This is a genomic window from Streptosporangium brasiliense (genome assembly GCF_030811595.1).
Taxonomy (GTDB): Bacteria; Actinomycetota; Actinomycetes; order Streptosporangiales; family Streptosporangiaceae; genus Streptosporangium; species Streptosporangium brasiliense.
Genome location: NZ_JAUSRB010000002.1, coordinates 5,487,214 through 5,504,157, shown reverse-complemented (window position 1 = coordinate 5,504,157; position 16,944 = coordinate 5,487,214). Strand labels below are relative to the sequence as shown.

The window sequence follows — 16,944 nt, the reverse complement described above, 5'->3', positions numbered from 1 at the left end:
GAGGGAGCCCGCGTGGGCACTCCGTGAGCACGCCGTGAGCACCGACGCGGCGGGGCTGGGCCGGGCGCGGGCGGTCGGGTTCGTGCTGCCCGCGCTCGTGCTCATCGGGGTTTTCCTGATGTTCCCGGCTGTCTGGACGATCTATCTCGGGCTCACGGACTACCGGCTGACCGGCCTGGCGGCGGCGGAGCCCCGGCTGGTGGGGGCCGACAACTACGTCACGGCCCTCGGCGACGGGCGGTTCCGGAACTCGCTCCAGCTGACCGTGCAGTACGTGCTGGGGTCGGCGATCATCGGGCAGGCGGGGCTGGGGTTCGCCCTCGCGTGGATCATGCGCGACCGGCGCGGGCCCGTGCGGCGGCTCGTCGAGGGGCTGGTGCTGCTGTCGTGGATCCTGCCGGGATCGGTGGTGGCGTTCCTGTGGATCGCCCTGCTGGACCGGGACGGCGGCACGCTCAACGCCCTGCTCGGCACCCCCGGCGCGGCCTGGCTGCTCGACCACCCGATGCTGTCGATCATCGTGTTCAACACCTGGCGGGGCACCGCCTTCTCGATGATGCTCTACGCGGCGGCGCTGGAGAACGTGCCCCCGTCCCACCTGGAGACCGCCCGCCTGGCCGGGGCGTCGACCTTCCAGCAGCTGCGCGACGTGGTCCTGCCCCGGATCAAGGGACACGTGCTCACCAACGTGCTGCTGACCAGCCTGTGGACCTTCAACGACTTCACCCCGTTCCTCATCACCGCGGGCGGGCCCGAGGGCCGGTCGGAGATCCTGCCGTTCTACGTCTACAGCACCGCCCTGCGCGGCGGGCAACTCGGCTTCGGCGCCGCCGTCTCCTTCCTCATCCTCCTGATCAACCTCGTCTTCGCCCTGGCCTACCTGCGCCTGCTGCGCGACCGGCGGGAGGTCTCCGGGTGAACCTCGTCGGGCACGTGCTGGGCCGGCTCGCCTCGGCCGCCTTCCTCGCGGTCGTCGCCGCCTTCTTCGCGCTGCCGATGCTCTGGCTGGCCTCGGCGCCCTTCGACGCGCACCCCTCCGTCACGGTGTCGCCGCCGGAGTTCACGCTGGACAACTTCCGCGCCATCCTCGACAACCCCTACGCGCTCGGCTCCATCGGCAACTCCGTGATCCAGGCGGGCGGCGCGGCGGTCACCGTGGTCGTCCTGGCCGCGCTGGCCGCCTACGCCCTGTCCCGGGTCCGGGTGCCCGGCCGCGACGCCCTGCTGTACGTACTGTTGCTGCTCTCGTCGGTCGTCACGGGCACCGCCGCGATGGTGCCGATCTTCGAGCTGGCCACCCGGCTCGGCCTCGTCGACACCCACCTCGGGGTCGTCCTCGTCGTCTCCGGCGGTCTGCTCCCGGCGGCGATCTTCATCCTCAAGGACTTCATGGACGCCACCCCCACCTCCTACGAGGAGTCCGCGCGGGTCTTCGGCGCCTCCCCGCTGCAGATCCTGCGGCACATCGTGGTCCCCCTCGTGCGGCCCGGCCTGGCCACGGTCGCGGTGTGGGCGGTGGCCAGCGTGTGGGGCGGCTTCCTGATGCAGTACATCCTGCTGCGCGACCCCGGCAAGTCCCCCAGCGCGGTCGTCCTCTACACCCTCTACACCGAGGGCGGCCAGCCCGACCTCGCCCTCATCTCGACGTTCTCGCTGCTCTACTCGCTGCCGGTGGTACTGATGTATCTGTTCGTCAGCAGCAGGTACGGCTTCCGCTTCCATGGAGGGATCAAGCGGTGATCTCCGTGCAGGGTCTGACCAAGGTGTTCCCCGGGGGAGCGCGGGCGCTCGACTCCCTCGACCTCGACGTCGGGGAGGGGGAGTTCTTCGCGCTGCTGGGCCCGTCGGGCTGCGGCAAGACCACGCTGCTGCGGAGCATCGCCGGCCTGGAGACCCCCACCTCCGGAAGGATCGCCATCGGCGGGAGCGACGTGACGGCGCTGCCGCCCGGCCGCCGCGACGTCGCCATGGTCTTCCAGGACTACGCCCTCTTCCCCCACATGGACGTCACCGCCAACATCGCCTACCCTCTGCGGATCAAGAAGACGCCCCGCGCCCGGCGGGAGGCCAGGGCCGCCGAGGTCGCCGCCAGGCTCAGCCTGACCGAGCTGCTCGGCAGGCGTCCCGGGCAGCTGTCGGGCGGACAGCAGCAGCGGGTCGCGCTCGCCCGGGCCATCGCCTGCCGTCCCCGGGCCTTCCTGTTCGACGAGCCCCTGTCCAACCTCGACGCCCGGCTCCGCCTGGAGGCCCGCACCTTCCTCAAGCGCCTGCAGGACGAGCTCGGCGTCACCACCGTGTTCGTCACCCACGACCAGAGCGAGGCCCTCGCCCTGGCCCACCGGATCGCGGTGATGGACGCCGGGCGGATCGCCCAGGTCGGCACCCCGGCCGAGATCTTCCACCGGCCCGCCACCACCTTCGTCGCCTCCTTCATCGGCGCCACCCCGATGAACCTGCTGCCCGGCGAGGCCGGCGGCGGCGCGCTCCACGTGGCGGGGGCGGTGCTGCCCGCGCCCGAGGGGCTGCCCGACGGCGAGCGGGTCGTGTACGGCGTGCGCCCGGAGTACACCGACCTGTCGGCCACCAGGAGGGACGACGGGTTCGCCGGGGAGGTCGCCGTGCTGGAGAACCTCGGCACCGCGACCCTCGTCACCCTGGAGGGCGCCGGCCACCTCGTCCAGGCCGTCGTCCCCGAAGGTCACGAGCCCGCCGTCGGCGCGGCCGCCTGGGCGGTCCCCCGGCGCGGGCGCGCCCTGGTCTACCGCGACGACCGACTGGCCGGACAGGCATGAGGGCGCTGCGCGTAACCGGCCGGTGGACGTTGGAGGACCGGCTGGCCGCCCCCGTCCACGACGTCCCGTTCGAGCTGCCCGCCGACGCCCGGGGCTTCACCGTCCGGCTGTCCTACGACCGCTCGGCGGGTGTGCTGGACCTCGGCTGCCACGGGCCGCTGGGCTTCCGCGGCTGGTCCGGCGGCGCCCGCTCCGAATACACGATCACCCCCGCCTGGGCCACTCCCGGCTACCTGTCCGGCGAGCCCGAGCCCGGCCTCTGGCGGGTCCTCCTCGGCCTCCACCGCGTCCCGCCGGGCGGCCTGCCGTACGAGCTGAGGGTCATCCCGCATCTGTCCCCGCCCCTCACCCCGCCCGCCCGGCCCGGCCTGCGGCCCCCTCCCCCGCCCCGCGAGCCGGCCGCGACCCGGCGCGGCCTGCCCTCGCTCGGCGGGCTGCGCTGGCTGGCCGGGGACCTGCACGCCCACACCGTCCACTCCGACGGCTCGCTCAGCGTCTCCGAGCTGGCCTGCCTGGCCGCCGACCGGGGCCTGGACTTCCTCGCGGTCACCGACCACAACACCGTCAGCCACCACGCCGAGCTGCCCGCCGCCGCCACCTTCGCCTCCATCACCCTCGTCCCCGGCCAGGAGGTCACCACCGATCTCGGCCACGCCAACGCCTTCGGCGACATCGGCTGGATCGACTTCCGCCAGAGCCCGGACCGGTGGGCCCGGGAGGTGCGCGACAGGGGCGGGGTGCTGTCGATCAACCACCCCGTCGCCGGCGACTGCGCCTGGCGCCACCCCATGACCGCGCGGCCGCCCGCCGTCGAGGTGTGGCACTGGAGCTGGTGGGACCGGACCTGGGGCGCGCCGCTGGCCTGGACCCAGATCTGGTCGGCGGGGGCGGCGATGGTCGGCGGCAGCGACTACCACCGGCCCGAGGAGGGCCATCCGCCCGGCGACCCCACCACCTGGGTGCTCGGCGGCGACCCCCTGGAGGGGCTGCGCGCCGGCGCCACCGCCGTGTCCGCCACCCCCGACGGGCCGCTGCTGCTCCGCCACGGCGACGACTTCCTGGTCGTCGGCGGCGACGGGCTGGTGCTGTGGGGGCCGGACATGCGGCGGGCCGTCGTCGGCGACCGGGTCACCGTCCCGGCCCGGCCCGGCCCCCACCGGCTGGAGACCTTCCGCAACGAGGTGATGGCACTGTGCACGTGAGGATCGCGGTCGCCGGGCTCGGCGTCGCCGCGCAGGTCATATACCTGCCGCTGCTGGCCAGGCGCCGGGAGTTGTTCGAGGTGACCGACGTGTGCGACCTCGACCCCGCGCAGGCGGAGTCCGTCGGGCGGCGGCTCGGGGCGCGCTGGTGCGCCGACCCCATGGCGATGCTCGACCGGGGCGGCTTCGACGCGCTCGTCGTGCTCACCGCCGGGACCCACGGGGCCCTCGTCGCCGCCGCCCTGGAGCGCGGCCTCGCCGTACTGTGCGAGAAGCCCCTGGCCTACAGCCAGGCCGAGGCGCGCGCGCTGAAGAACGAGACGCGGCTGATGGTGGGCTACATGAAACAGTACGACCCGGCCGTGCGGCGGGCGGTGGCGCTCCTGGAGGGGCGCACCGTCCGGCACCTGGACGTCACCGTGCTGCACCCCACCGGCGAGGCCCAGCTCGCCTTCGCCCGCGTCCGGCCCTCGCGGCCGTCCCCGACGGCCCTCGGACCGTGGATCAGGGCCGACGAGGAGGCCCTGGACACCGCCCTCGGGGCCGCGCCCGCACCGATCAGGTCGCTGTATTCGGGGGTCGTGCTCGGCAGCCTCTGCCACGACCTCGCGCTCATGCGCACCTTCAGCGGCCCGCCCGCCACCGTCGAGCACACCGCCGTGTGGGAGGGGCCCTCCATCGAGGTCGGCGGAGCCCTGCGGCAGGGCCGCTACAGCCTGCGCTGGCACTACCTGCCCGGCCACCCCGCCTACCGGGAGACCGTCAGCGTCCACCACGAGGAGGGCACGCTGGAGCTGGTCTTCCCCTCCCCCTATCTGATGAACGCCCCCACGGTCCTGACCGCCAGCTCCCTGGACGGGACGACGGAGGTCAGGACCGTCCACCGCGACGTGTCCGAGGCGTTCGAACGCCAGCTCGAGGCCTTCCACGCCCTCGCCACCGAGGGCACCGCCCCACTCACCGGGCTCGCCGGCGGCCTGGCCGACATCGTGACAGCCCAGAGAATCATCAGGTCGGTCGCCGGACCGGCGATCGGAGGCGAGGCGCATGACGCCTGACATCGTGGTCGTCCCGCACACCCACTGGGACCGCGAGTGGTACCTGCCGTTCCAGCGGTTCCGGCTCGGCCTGGTCCGCATGCTCGACGAGGTCCTCGACACCATGGCCGCCGACCCCGACTACCGGTTCACCATGGACGGCCAGCTCGCCGCCCTGGAGGACTATCTGGAGATCCGCCCCGAACGGCTCCCCGAGGTGAGGGGGCTCATCGCGCAGGGCCGCTTCGCCGCCGGACCGTGGCTCATCCTCGCCGACGAGTTCCTCTGCGCCGGGGAGACGCTGATCCGCAACCTCGAGTACGGCATGCGCGGCGCCGCCGAGCTCGGCGGCGTCATGCGGGTCGGGTATCTGCCCGACCAGTTCGGGCACTGCGCCCAGATGCCGCAGATCCTGCGCCAGGCCGGCCTCGGGCACGCCTGCCTGTGGCGCGGCGTGCCCGCCTCCGTCGACCGCGACGCCTTCGCCTGGGTCGGCGCCGACGGCACCGCGATCCGCACCCAGTATCTCCCCGGCGGGTACGGCAACGCCGTCGCCCTGTTCAGCGGCCCTCCGGAGGCGCTCGCCGACCGCCTCGCCGCCTTCACCGAGACCATGCGCCCCTGGCGCCCCACCGGCCCCCTGCTGGCCATGTACGGCGCCGACCACAGCGCCCCGGCCGCCGACATCACCGCCGCCGGGCTGCGCGTCGCCACCCTCCACGACTACGTCACCGCCCAGGACCCCGCCGTCACGGGCCTGCCGGCCGTCCACGGCGAGCTGCGCTCCCACGCCCGGGCCAACATCCTGCCCGGCGTCCTCTCGGCCCGAATGCCCGCCAAACAGGCCATGGCCCGCGCCGAGCGCGTCGTCACCCGCTACGCCGAACCCCTGGCGGCGCTCTGGCTGCCCGGCAGCACGGCCGCCTCGAAACTGCTCGACATGGCCTGGCGCCGCCTCATCGCCTGCAGCGGCCACGACTCCATCACCGGCTGCGGCGCCGACGAGACCGCCCAGCAGGTCGCCGCCCGCATCGCCGAGGCCGAGCAGATCGGCCAGGCCGTCGTCGACATGGTCAGCGCCTCCCTCGCCGACCGGGCCGGCCGCGACGACCTCGTGGTCGTCAACCCCTCGCCCTTCCCGCGCACCGCCCTGGTCCTGGCCGACCTGCCCGACAGCCGGGCCGCCCTGTCGGCCCCGGACGGCGGCCGGGTGCCGTCGCAGCGGCTGGAGCTGGCCCCCACCCTCCTCGACGAGACCGTCATGGACGACCTCACCCGGCTCCTCGGCCGGGTTCACGAGCGCGAGCTGTTCGGCCTGCAGATCGTCTCCTGGTCCGCCTCCGCGGAAGGACTCCCGGAGGGCCCCACGGCCGGCTCCGTGGACGGACCCGTGGGCCCCGGCGCGGACGGGCCGGCAGGCCGCTCCACGGACGCCTCCGGGAACGTCTTCACCATCGTCGTCGGCCGCCACGCCACCCCCGGCTACGACTACGCCGACCTCCGGGCCGCGGTGCTGCGCGGCGCCGCGGCCCGGCCGGGCCCCTGGCGGGTGCGCACCCTCGCCGAGCCCGTCGTCACCGTCGCCGCCCACGTCACCGTCGCGCCGCTGGGCCGTACCGTGCTGACCTCCGCACCCGCGCGGGCCGCCGCGCCGGACCCGCCCGGCTGGGAGCGCCCGGCCGACGGCACGCTCGACAACGGCCTGCTCCGCGTCACCGTCGCCGCCGACGGGACCCTGTCGCTGTCGTCGGCCGGCGCCGAGGCCCACGGCGTGGGCCGCGTCGTCGACGGCGGCGACGCCGGCGACACCTACAACCACGCCCCGCCCCGCGCCGACGCCCTCGTCGACACCCCCGTCAGGGTCGAGGTGGAGAGCGTCTGCGCCGGACCGCTGGTGTCGGTGCTGGAGATCCGCCGCGAGTACGCCTGGCCGGCCGGCAGCACGCTGCAGGCCCGCTCGGAGACCACCGAGAACGTCACCGTCACCACCCGGGCCGAGCTCCGGGCGGGCGAACCCTACCTGCGCCTGGAGATCTCCTTCGACAACCGCTGCCGCGACCACCGGGTCCGCTGGCACGCGCCGCTCCCCCGGCCGGCGGCGGAGTCCTTCTCCGAGGGGCAGCTCGCGGTGGTGCGGCGCGGCCTGACGGGTGAGGGCGGCTGCGGCGAGACCCCCCTGCCCACCTTCCCCGCCGAGGGCTTCGTCACCGCCGGCGGCCTGGCGGTCCTGCTGGACCAGGTGACCGAGTACGAGCTGACCGGCGGCGAGCTGGCGCTCACCCTGATCCGCTCGGTGGGGCTGCTGTCGAGGGACCGCAACGCCTACCGCGACGAGCCCGCCGGCCCCCAGCTCCCCACCCCCGCCGCCCAGTGCCCCGGGCCGGTCACGACGCGCTTGGCCGTACTGCCCCACGCGGGCGCCTGGCACGAGGCGGGACTGCCGCGCCTGGCGGAGGAGTATCGGCACGCGCTGCTGGCCGTGCCGGGGTCGGGCCGCCTCCCCGCCGCCTCCCCGGGCGCGTCCGCCGGGAGCGCCGGCGCGCCCATCGCCGTCGAGGGCGCGGGAGTGGTGCTCACGGCGCTGCGCGAGCGCGGCGACGTGCTGGAGATCCGTCTCGTGGCCGAGCACCCCTCGGCCACCGAGGCCGTCATCCGCGGCCCGTTCGCCACCGCCCGCCACGCCGACGTGCTCGGCGTGGCGGGCGGGCGGTTGGAGGTCGCCGGCGGCGTGGTGCGGCTGCCGCTGCGCCCCTTCGAGATCGCGACCGTTCACCTGACGAGATCGGGCTGAGCGCGTCCCTTCTCACCCTGCGGCATGGCCGGTGATCCCACCGGAGCGTGTCAGGTGGGTGCGGCCGGGCCCCCGACAAGTGGCATGCCCGTCAGACTGTGATTGATTACGGCTGAAATTCGGTGTGCGAACCGGCGCTTCTGTGTTTCGGACAGTATTCGTCCCTTCGGAAACCCCGGGCCGCACCCGGAGAGTCTTCCCCCGCTCAGCCCTCCGTTTACGGCGGTCCGAGGTGGAGCCCCTTCGGGAAGTGCTCCTCGCAATGGCGGGCGCGGCCGTCCGCCATCCGCGTGCCGGCCCGGACCCGGCGACCGGCCCGCGGCCGGGACGGGTTTCCGGACTGACCGTTGAATCCACCTCACCCCTGACCGTTTGTCCGGACCCGTTTTCTACTCGCCGCCCTTTTGGACGTAACTCCTCACGAACTCCTCGGCGTTCTCCTCAAGGACCTCGTCGATCTCGTCGAGGATCGAGTCGACGTCGTCCGAGAGCTTCTCGTTGCGCTCCTGGACGTCGGAGGTGTCCACCGTGGTGGTCTCCTCCACGTCCTTGTCGCTCCGGCTGCCGTGCTTCTGCCCGCCGGTCTCCTTGCTCGCCATCTGTGGCACCTCCGCTTGGGGGACGCTTGTGCTTCATATCTTCCCCGAACCGGGAGACATTTCGCGCGGATCGTCCCGCGATCTTCGCGAGAACACGTCGCGGCCGCTCCGAGGTCCTGCCTGTCAGAGAACCCGCTCCCGCCCCTCCGAGGCAAATCCTTCCCCACTTGACTGGATAGCGGTCCTATCCAATAATTGGCTAGCGCAGCTATCCAATGGAAGGACCCCCATGTCACCCGCATCGCTGAGCACCGCCGGAGTGCTCCTGATCACCGTTCCCACCATCGCCTTCGGCGGCGTCTCCCTGCTCGCGCACATCATGCGCGGCATCCCCGGCTACCTGGACAACCCGGTACGGCGGGGCCTGTGGCGGGCTGGGCACGCGCACGCGGGCATCCTGGTGCTCTTCGCGCTCGTCGCGATGGTCTACGTCGACCAGGCCGACCTGTCCGACGGCCTGAAGACCCTCACCCGCGTCCTGATCGTCGCGGCACCGATCCTGATGCCGATCGGCTTCTTCCTGTCAGTCGTCCGCCCCTCCGACACCAAGCCGAACAGGCTGATCTGGCTGACGGTCCTGGGCGGGGTATCCCTGGGCACCGGGACGTTGCTACTGGGCATCGGCCTCGTCTGACCGCCTTTACTATGTAGATTCATATATTTCCGTGTTCTTACTGACACGCCCGGACCGCTCCGGTTAGGCCCGAGGGGGGCGAAACTGCGATCATTGGCAGGTGAGCACCATCGTCGCCAGCCGGTACAAACTCGTCTCCCCCGTCGGCCGTGGAGCGACCGGCGTCGTCTGGCGCGCCTACGACCTGCTGCTGGAACGAGAGGTGGCGCTCAAGGAGATCGTCCTCCCACCCGGCCCCGAGGCGGCCGAGCGGCGGCGCCTGGTGGTGCGCGAGGCGCGGATGGCGGCGCGGCTGAGCCACCGGGGCATCGTCACGGTGCACAACCTGGCCGAGGAGGCCGAGCGGCTCTGGATCATCATGGAGTTCCTGGAGGCGCTGACCCTGCACGACACGCTGGTCCAGGCCGGACCGCTCCCGGCGGACCTGGTGGCCGCGATGGGCCGCCGCCTGCTGGAGGCGCTGCGGCACGCGCACGACGGCGGGGTGATCCACCGCGACATCAAACCGGCCAACATCATGCTGACCGGCGACCGGGTGGTGCTGGCCGACTTCGGCTTCGCCGCGCCCGAGGGGGCGACCAACACCTCGATGCGGGGCACGCCGGCGTTCATCGCGCCGGAGGCGCTGCACGGCCGGGGCGGCACCCGTGAGGCGGACATGTGGTCGTTCGGGGCGACCCTCTACATGGCGGTGGAGGGCCGGACCCCGTTCCGCACGGTCAACTCGATGGCCGCTCTGGTGGAGGCGCTGCGGGAGCCGGCGCGCGCGCCGCGCCGGGCGGGCCCCCTGGAGCCGGTCCTGCGCGGGCTGCTGCGCAAGGACCCCAGGGCGCGGCTGAGCGCCGAGCAGACCTCGGCCATGCTGGCCAACGTGGCCGTCCCGGCGCGGCCTGGTCTGGTGCGGCCGGACAGCGCGGCCTGACCCGGTGCGGCCCGGCCGCACCGCCGGACCGCACCGATCACCGATTGCCGCCGGAATTAAGAAGGCAATCAAAACTCCGCCGCATCCCTTCAATACTCGGCTATCCGTGCTACTCAATCGTTATGCGCGATCGCCTATGGCGGCGGCGGGGTGCACCGTTCCAGATGTAAACATGAATCAGCTGAGGGGCCCGGCTTCTACTGCAACGGATGGTTCATGGGAACGGGAACGGGAAAGACACGGCTACTGGGTGGCCGTTATCAGCTGATTTCACCGATCGGGCGGGACGGCGTGGGCATCATGTGGCGTGCCCACGATTCACGGCTCCGCCGGAATGTGGCCATCAAGGAAATTCAGCCGCTGTTCCGGGAACACGGGGCGGACCTGCAGGAGGCGCGACACAGGGCGCTGCGCGAGGCGCGCTCGGCCGGGCGGCTGAACCACCCGGCGGTGGTCTCGGTGCACGATCTGCTGGAGGAGGGCGGGCGGCTCTGGATCGTGATGGAGCTGCTGGAGGCCCTCACGCTGAAGGAGACCGTGCGGCACCTGGGCCACCTGCCGGTCCACTGGGCGGCCTGGATCGGCTTCCAGCTGCTGTCGGGACTACGGCACGCCCACGGGGCGGGTGTGCTGCACCGCGACATCAACCCGGGCAACGTCCTGCTGACCGGCGACCGGGTGGTGCTGTCGGACTTCGGGATCGCGGCGCTGAGCGGGGAGGCGAGCGCGTCGACGACCGTGCCGATCGGCTGCGCGCCCGGCTACCTGGCGCCGGAGCGGCTGTGGGGAAGGCCGGCGACCCCGGCGGCCGATCTGTGGTCGTTCGGGGCGAGCCTGTATTTCGCGGTGGAGGGGCGCGCACCGTATCCGGGCTCCGACTCCCCGGCGGTGCTGGGCACGGCGATGACCAGGAATCCGGACCCGCCGGCGAAGGCCGGACCGCTCCGGGCGGTCCTGGAGGGGCTGCTCCGGCGCGATCCGGCGGCCCGCATGAGCGCCGGGCAGGCCGCGCGCCTGCTGTCGGAGGTCCTCCGGCTGGAGGGGGTGGCGGTCGCGTCTCCGAGGTTGCCCACGGCCCGGCCCCAGCACTTCACATCGTAGATCAGCCTGCCCTCGCGAGAGACGCGCGACCGGTACCGGCCGGGGCCGGCCCGCCCGAGGAGGGACCGGGCGCTAGCGGCACGCCGCCACGAACCGGGTGGCCAGGTGGGGACCGCCGGCCCAGTGCAGGTGCAGGTAGGAGGCGACCACCCGGCCGTCGGCGAACCCGTCGCCGCCGCCCCGCCAGCGGAACAGGGGCCGCTCCGGCACGGGCCGGACGGTGGTGCGGTGGAACTCGTGACCGCGGTACCGCTCGCCCTCCCTGGTCAGCACCGAGTCCCGGACGGCCACCGCGTCCCGGTATCCGAGGGTGAGCGCGCCGGTCATCCCGGCCTCGACGTCCAGGACCCCGCACATCGGCCTGCCGTCCAGCTCCCGGGCGAGATACAGCAGGCCCGCGCACTCGGCTGAGATCGGCCCGTCGAAGGCGGCGACCTCCTTGCGCAGCGGCTCGTTGGCCGACAGCTCGGCCGCGTAGACCTCGGGGAAGCCGCCGCCGATGACGATCCCCCGGCTCCCCTCGGGCAGGGCCTCGTCGGTGAGGGGGTCGAAGGTGACGACCTCCGCTCCGGCGGCCGTCAGGAGTTCGGCCTGTTCGGTGTAGCCGAAGGTGAACGCCTGGCCGCCGGCGACCGCGATCCTCGTCGTGGCCGGCGCGGTCCCCGTGGCCGCCGTCCCCGGTGCGTCCGCCACGACGGGCCCGGCCGGGCCGGGGCTCCACGGGCGGGCGCGCAGCGGCGGCGCGGTGCGCGCCAGCCGTACCAGCTCCTCCAGGTCGCAGGAGCCGGCGACGAGGGCGGCGACGGCGTCGACGGCCTGGGTGGCCTGCGTCCGGCGTTCGGCGGCGGGGACGAGGCCGAGATGCCGGGAGGGGACGGAGACGGCGTCGCTGCGGCGGATCGCGCCCAGCACCGGGACGCCGCTCTCGGCGAGGGCCTCGCGGCAGAGGTCCTCGTGCCGGGCCGAGCCGATCCGGTTGAGGATCACCCCGCCGAACCTGAGCCGGGTGTCGTAGGAGGCGAACCCGTGCACGAGCGCGGCCACGGACCGGCTCTGTTTCGCCGCGTCCACGACCAGGACCACGGGGGCGTCGAGCAGCCTGGCGACGTGCGCGGTGGAGGCGTATTCGCTCGCGCCCGCCCCGTCGTACAGGCCCATCACCCCCTCGACCACCGCGAGGTCGGCCCCGGCCGCGCCGTGCAGGAACAGCGGGGCGACGAGCTCCTCCCCCACCAGCCACGGGTCGAGGTTGCGCCCGGGACGGCCGGTGGCCACGGCGTGGTATCCGGGATCGATGTAGTCGGGCCCCACCTTGTGCGGGGAGACCGCCATCCCCCGGCGGGCCAGCGCGGCCATCAGGCCGGTGGCCACGGTGGTCTTCCCGGCCCCCGAGGCCGGGGCGGCGATGACCAGGCGGGCTACCATTCGATGCCCTTCTGGCCTTTCTGTCCGGCGTCCATGGGGTGCTTGACCTTGCCCATCTCCGTCACCAGGTCGGCGGCGGCGACCAGGCGCGGGTCGGCGTCGCGTCCGGTGACGACGACGTGCTGGCCGCCGGGCCGCCGGGCCAGGGTGTCGACCACCTCGCCGGCGTCGATCCAGCCCCACTTCATCGGATAGGTGAACTCGTCGAGCACGTACAGGCGGAACGTCTCGGCGGCGAGGTCGCGTTTGATCTGTTCCCAGCCCTCGCGGGCGTCGGCGGCGTGGTCCTCCTCGGTGCCGGGCCGCTGGATCCAGGACCAGCCCTCCCCCATCTTGTGCCAGGAGACCGGCCCGCCCTCCCCCGAGTCGCCGAGCACCCGCAGGGCGCGTTCCTCGCCGATGCGCCATTTGGCGGACTTGACGAACTGGAACACCCCGATCGGCCAGCCCTGGTTCCAGGCGCGCAGGGCCAGGCCGAAGGCGGCGGTGGACTTGCCCTTGCCGGGGCCGGTGTGCACGATCAGCAGCGGCCGGGTGCGGCGCTGCCTGGTGGTCAGGCCGTCGTCGGGCACGCTGACCGGTCTGCCCTGAGGCATCGTTGATCACCTTTCATCGTCGTGCGGGCGCCGTCATGCGGCGCTCCGGCGCTCACGGATCATCCCGGCGAGGTCGGTGAGGTCGTCCAGGCGCACGGTCTCGGCGCCCATCCGCTCCGCCAGGGAACGGGCCAGGCCGAGGCGGACGTGCCCGCCCTCGCAGTCCACCACCACGCCCGTCACCCCGGCCAGCAGCCCGGCGGCGCGGTGGGAGTCCTCGACGGTGCCGGAGGTGGCCCGCCCGTCGGTGACCAGGACCACCAGCGGGCGTCTGGCCGGGTCGCGCAGGCGCTCCACCCGCAGCACCTCGGCGGCCCGCAGCAGCCCCGCGGCGAGGGGCGTGCGCCCGCCGGTGGGCAGCTCGCGCAGCCGGGCGGCGCCCACCTCGACAGAGGAGGTGGGCGGCAGCACGAGGTCGGCGCGGCTGCCGCGGAAGGTGACCAGCCCGACCTTGTCGCGCCGCTGGTAGGCGTCGAGCAGCAGGCCCAGTACGGCCGTCTTGACCGCGCGCATGCGCTGCCGGGCGGCCATGGACCCGCTCGCGTCCACGACGAACAGCACCAGGTTGCCCTCGCGGCCCTCGCGGACGGCCTCCCTGAGGTCGTCGCGCCGCAGCAGCAGGCCGGGCCCGCTCCGGCCCCGGCTGATCTGGTACGGCGCGGCCGCGCCGACGGTCGCCTTCAGGTGCAGGGAGGCGGGGCGGCCCCGGGGGACCCGGGCGCCGGTGGTCCGGCCGAGGGGGGTCGTGGCCCGTGACCGCCGTCCGGGGGCGCCGGCTCCCACGCCGGGGACGGTGAACAGCCTGGCGGGCCGCGCCGGGTCGGCGTCGAAGGCGTCGAAGGTCTGGTCGCGGCGGGCGTCGCCGGGCCGCGCGGGGCCGGCGGCCGGCGTGCCGGGCTGGGCGTGGTCGGCACCGGCGGCGTCCCGGCCGGAGCGGTCCGCCGGGCCGTCCTCCCCGCGGCCGTCGTCCACCGAGGCGTCCCGGCCGGGGCCGTCCCCCGCGGGACCCCCCTCCCCCGGACCGTCCCCGCCCGAGCCGCCCCCGCCCGAGCCGTCTGAGCCGCCGGGGTCCGGGCCGTCCGGATCGTCGTCGGGGCCGTCTGGGAACCGGTCGAGGATCTCCTCCAGTTTGGACTCGTCCAGGCCGGGGGCGTCGAAGGGGTCGCGGCGGCGGCGGTGCGGGAGGGCGAGCCTGGCGGCCTCCCGCACGTCGTCGGCGGTGACGGCGGTACGGCCCTGCCAGGCGGCGTGGGCGATCGCCGCGTTCGCGGTGACCAGGTCGGCCCGGAGGCCGTCCACCTCGAACGCCGCGCAGACCGTGGCGATCTGCCGGAGCGCGGAGTCCGGCAGGACCACCTCCGCCACCCGGGCCCGCGCCTCGGCGATGCGTGCCGCCAGCGCCCGCTCCTGCCCGGACCAGCGGGCGGCGAACGCGGCCGGTCCGGCCTCGAACTCCAGACGCCGCCGCACCACCTCCGCCCGCTGCGACGGCTCCCGCGACGCCCGGACCTCCACGGTCAGCCCGAAACGGTCGAGGAGCTGCGGGCGCAGCTCTCCCTCCTCCGGGTTCATGGTGCCCACCAGCAGGAACCGGGCGGCGTGCCGTACCGACACCCCTTCGCGCTCGACGTAGCAGGTGCCGAGCGCGGCGGCGTCGAGCAGCAGGTCGACCAGGTGGTCGTGGAGCAGGTTGACCTCGTCGACGTAGAGGACGCCCCGGTGGGCGGCGGCCAGCAGGCCCGGTTCGAACGCCTTCACCCCCTCGGTGAGCGCGCGTTCGAGGTCGAGGGAGCCGGCCAGGCGGTCCTCGGAGGCGCCGACCGGCAGCTCGACCAGGCGCGCGGGCCGCGCGGCCGCCGTCCGGTCCCGGTGCGGCCCGTCCGGGCACTCGGGGTCCGGCGCGGCGGGGTCGCAGGAGAAGCGGCAGCCGTCCACCGCCTCGACGGCGGGCAGGAGCGCCGCCAGCGCCCGCACGATCGTGGACTTGGCGGTCCCCTTCTCGCCCCGGACCAGCACCCCGCCGACGCGGGGGGAGACGGCGTTGAGGATGAGCGCGAGTTTCAGCTCCTCCGACCCCACGATCGCGGTGAAGGGATAGCGCGGGTCACGCACTTTCGGGATCTCCTTGGATGTCGTCACGCCGGGTAGCTCAGCCGCCAGCGCCCGCCGCGCCCGGTGAGCGCGACGCGGGCCAGCGGCGCGACGTCGACGCGCCAGAAGGCGGGGGCGGGGGCGCCGAGGGCGTGGACGACCGCGGCGCGGATGAACGAGGGGTGGGTGATCGCGACGGTCCGGCCGGGGGCCCGGTTGGAGAGCCAGCCGGCCACCCGGCCGAGGAGCCCGGCCACCGACTCCCCTCCATGGGGCGCGGCGCCGGGGTCGGTGAGCCAGGCGGCGAGGGCCTCGGGTTCGGCGGCCTCGACCTCCTCCAGCGTCCGGCCGCTCCAGCGTCCGTGGTCGCAGTCGGCCAGCAGCGGGTCGGGGTCGATCCGCAGGCCGAGCGCCGTGGCCGTCTGTGTGCAGCGCAGCTCCGCGGCGCAGGCCGCCGGGCCGTGGCCGAAGTGCCCGGCCAGGCCGGCGGCCTGGCGCAGGCCGCGTCCGTCGAGTGGTTCGTCGCTCGGGAACGCGGCCCGCACCGTCGCCTGGGTCGAGGCGTGGCAGACCAGCAGCAGCCGCGTGACCCCCGAGGGGGCCGTCACACCGGGCTGCGCCTGCGCGCGGCGAAGGCGAACAGGGCGCCGACGCCGAGCCAGAAGACCGCCTGGGTGCCGATGGAGGCGATCCGGAAGTCCCACAGCAGGTCGGCGGGGAAGCCCTGGGGCACCTCGCTGATCTCCGGCAGGAGGATCCAGGCCGCCGCGACCGGTATCAGGACCGCGGCGCCGGCCGCCGTCCAGCGCAGCCACGGCTCGCTCCGGTCGGCGTAGCGGTGGGTGGCCGCGCCCGCGGCGACGGAGAGGATCCCGATGGCCACGGCGACCAGGTAGAGCACGGTGCGCTGGTTGATGGTCTCGGGGTCGCCGACGGCGGGTGGGTTGGCGGGATACTTCAGGAAGGGCACCAGGACGATCGCGGTGAACGCGGCGGCCGCGAGGGTGACCGCGAGCGCCGGTTCCGACCTGGGCCCGGCCCGGCCGCGCAGGGCCGCGTAGGCGAGGGCGAACAGCCCGCCGACGGCCAGCCCGTACAGGCCGAGGGCGAGGAAGAGTCCGAAGCGCTGGCCGTCCCTGCTGACCAGCGCCTCGTCCTCGCCGTGGGAGTGCCCCGCGGGCGCTGCCTCGCCGTGGGAGTGGGATCCGGTGGCCGGGGCGGCGGCCGCGGCCGCCTCCTCCAGCGCGATGGCCCGGTCGATGCGCGGCTCGCCCACGGTGTAGGCGAAGGCGGCCGCGATCAACCCGGCGAGCAGCCCGACGAGCATGCCCCGGACGATGAGTTTGATGATCACTTGCGGCTCAGTGGCACGGGACGCCGAGCAGATGGCGCCCGTCGTGCATGAGTTCGTGCAGGTAGTTCCCGGCCTGCGAGATCGCTCCCTGGTCGAAGGCGACCAGGTAGGCGATGAGCAGCAGCACCGGTACGGCGAGCAGCCAGCGGGTGAGGGAGATCCATGGGATGGGCTGGGCGTGCGGAGCCGAGATCTGGCTCACGGCCACCTCCTTCGGGATTGACGCGTCCCTTTTCGTAGGTCGGTGGCGGCCGAGTGACCTGGCTCCCGGCCCCTGGGCCGGTTACAGTGGCGCGACCGCACCGGAATCTCACCGGATTTCCCTCGCACCGCCACAAAACACCCGGAACGTACCCCGGTTCTCCACCGCCCGTCAATCCGGGCGGCGCCGGGGACCCGG

General features: G+C 74.1%; 16 protein-coding genes and 1 riboswitch. Of the genes, 9 read left to right on the top strand and 7 right to left on the bottom strand.

Features of this window, described 5'->3' with window-relative positions; genetic code table 11:
* The first annotated feature begins 34 nt into the window (after window positions 1-34).
* From J2S55_RS33715 to J2S55_RS33690, 6 genes are read left to right on the top strand one after another with little or no spacing between them, the layout of a single operon-like run.
* Window positions 35-919: a carbohydrate ABC transporter permease gene (locus J2S55_RS33715; protein WP_306869173.1), complete on the top strand. Its 885-nt coding sequence runs from the start codon at window positions 35-37 to the stop codon at window positions 917-919.
* Window positions 916-1,740 carry a carbohydrate ABC transporter permease gene (locus J2S55_RS33710; protein WP_306869170.1) on the top strand — a complete coding sequence of 275 codons (825 nt, stop codon included), beginning with the start codon at window positions 916-918 and terminating at the stop codon, window positions 1,738-1,740. The genes J2S55_RS33715 and J2S55_RS33710 overlap by 4 nt, the downstream gene beginning before the upstream one ends.
* Window positions 1,737-2,792: an ABC transporter ATP-binding protein gene (locus J2S55_RS33705; RefSeq protein WP_306869167.1), complete on the top strand. Its 1,056-nt coding sequence runs from the start codon at window positions 1,737-1,739 to the stop codon at window positions 2,790-2,792. The genes J2S55_RS33710 and J2S55_RS33705 overlap by 4 nt, the downstream gene beginning before the upstream one ends.
* A complete protein-coding gene (locus J2S55_RS33700) occupies window positions 2,789-3,994 on the top strand; it encodes a CehA/McbA family metallohydrolase (protein ID WP_306869164.1) in 1,206 nt (401 codons plus the stop codon). Before J2S55_RS33705 ends, J2S55_RS33700 begins: the two co-directional genes overlap by 4 nt.
* Complete coding sequence (locus J2S55_RS33695; RefSeq protein ID WP_306869162.1) at window positions 3,985-5,052, top strand: Gfo/Idh/MocA family protein; 1,068 nt, start codon at window positions 3,985-3,987, stop codon at window positions 5,050-5,052. The genes J2S55_RS33700 and J2S55_RS33695 overlap by 10 nt, the downstream gene beginning before the upstream one ends.
* Window positions 5,042-7,822 (top strand): glycoside hydrolase family 38 N-terminal domain-containing protein, encoded by a 2,781-nt coding sequence (locus J2S55_RS33690; RefSeq protein WP_306869160.1) that lies wholly within the window; start codon window positions 5,042-5,044, stop codon window positions 7,820-7,822. The genes J2S55_RS33695 and J2S55_RS33690 overlap by 11 nt, the downstream gene beginning before the upstream one ends.
* A 389-nt stretch (window positions 7,823-8,211) precedes the next feature.
* Here the strand turns inward: J2S55_RS33690 and J2S55_RS33685 are convergent, their stop codons facing one another.
* On the bottom strand, window positions 8,212-8,421 hold the full coding sequence (locus J2S55_RS33685) for a ubiquitin-like protein Pup (protein WP_306869159.1): 210 nt from the start codon (window positions 8,419-8,421) through the stop codon (window positions 8,212-8,214).
* 229 nt (window positions 8,422-8,650) lie between these two features.
* Here J2S55_RS33685 and J2S55_RS33680 point away from each other — a divergent pair, with 229 nt between their 5' ends.
* The 3 genes from J2S55_RS33680 (at window position 8,651) to J2S55_RS33670 (ending at window position 11,078) form a co-directional block, all read left to right on the top strand.
* Window positions 8,651-9,055, top strand: a complete 405-nt coding sequence (locus tag J2S55_RS33680; protein ID WP_306869156.1) for a hypothetical protein — start codon at window positions 8,651-8,653, stop codon at window positions 9,053-9,055.
* A 100-nt stretch (window positions 9,056-9,155) separates the two neighbouring features.
* Window positions 9,156-9,977, top strand: a complete 822-nt coding sequence (locus J2S55_RS33675) for a serine/threonine-protein kinase (protein WP_306869153.1) — start codon at window positions 9,156-9,158, stop codon at window positions 9,975-9,977.
* Window positions 9,978-10,193: 216 nt separating this feature from the next.
* On the top strand, window positions 10,194-11,078 hold the full coding sequence (locus tag J2S55_RS33670) for a serine/threonine-protein kinase (RefSeq protein WP_306869150.1): 885 nt from the start codon (window positions 10,194-10,196) through the stop codon (window positions 11,076-11,078).
* Between the two features lie 72 nt (window positions 11,079-11,150).
* On the opposite strand, the gene J2S55_RS33665 is transcribed toward J2S55_RS33670, so the two are convergent.
* Genes J2S55_RS33665 through J2S55_RS33640 form a run of 6 tightly spaced genes read right to left on the bottom strand, consistent with a single transcriptional unit; the run spans window position 11,151 to window position 16,746 of the window.
* Window positions 11,151-12,503, bottom strand: coding sequence for a cobyrinic acid a,c-diamide synthase CobB (locus J2S55_RS33665; RefSeq protein ID WP_306869147.1), 1,353 nt, complete (start codon window positions 12,501-12,503; stop codon window positions 11,151-11,153).
* Window positions 12,497-13,099 carry a cob(I)yrinic acid a,c-diamide adenosyltransferase gene (gene cobO, locus J2S55_RS33660; protein WP_306869144.1) on the bottom strand — a complete coding sequence of 201 codons (603 nt, stop codon included), beginning with the start codon at window positions 13,097-13,099 and terminating at the stop codon, window positions 12,497-12,499. Before cobO ends, J2S55_RS33665 begins: the two co-directional genes overlap by 7 nt.
* Before the next feature lie 33 nt (window positions 13,100-13,132).
* Window positions 13,133-15,238, bottom strand: coding sequence for a putative cobaltochelatase (locus tag J2S55_RS33655; RefSeq protein ID WP_306869143.1), 2,106 nt, complete (start codon window positions 15,236-15,238; stop codon window positions 13,133-13,135).
* Entirely contained in the window at window positions 15,235-15,798 is a 564-nt protein-coding gene (locus J2S55_RS33650; RefSeq protein ID WP_306869140.1) for a histidine phosphatase family protein, read from the bottom strand. The genes J2S55_RS33655 and J2S55_RS33650 overlap by 4 nt, the downstream gene beginning before the upstream one ends.
* Window positions 15,795-16,544 carry a CbtA family protein gene (locus tag J2S55_RS33645; protein ID WP_306869137.1) on the bottom strand — a complete coding sequence of 250 codons (750 nt, stop codon included), beginning with the start codon at window positions 16,542-16,544 and terminating at the stop codon, window positions 15,795-15,797. The genes J2S55_RS33650 and J2S55_RS33645 overlap by 4 nt, the downstream gene beginning before the upstream one ends.
* 7 nt (window positions 16,545-16,551) lie before the next feature.
* Entirely contained in the window at window positions 16,552-16,746 is a 195-nt protein-coding gene (locus J2S55_RS33640) for a CbtB domain-containing protein (RefSeq protein WP_306869134.1), read from the bottom strand.
* A 30-nt stretch (window positions 16,747-16,776) separates the two neighbouring features.
* A riboswitch (cobalamin riboswitch) is annotated at window positions 16,777-16,893 on the bottom strand.
* Window positions 16,894-16,944 lie beyond the last annotated feature (51 nt).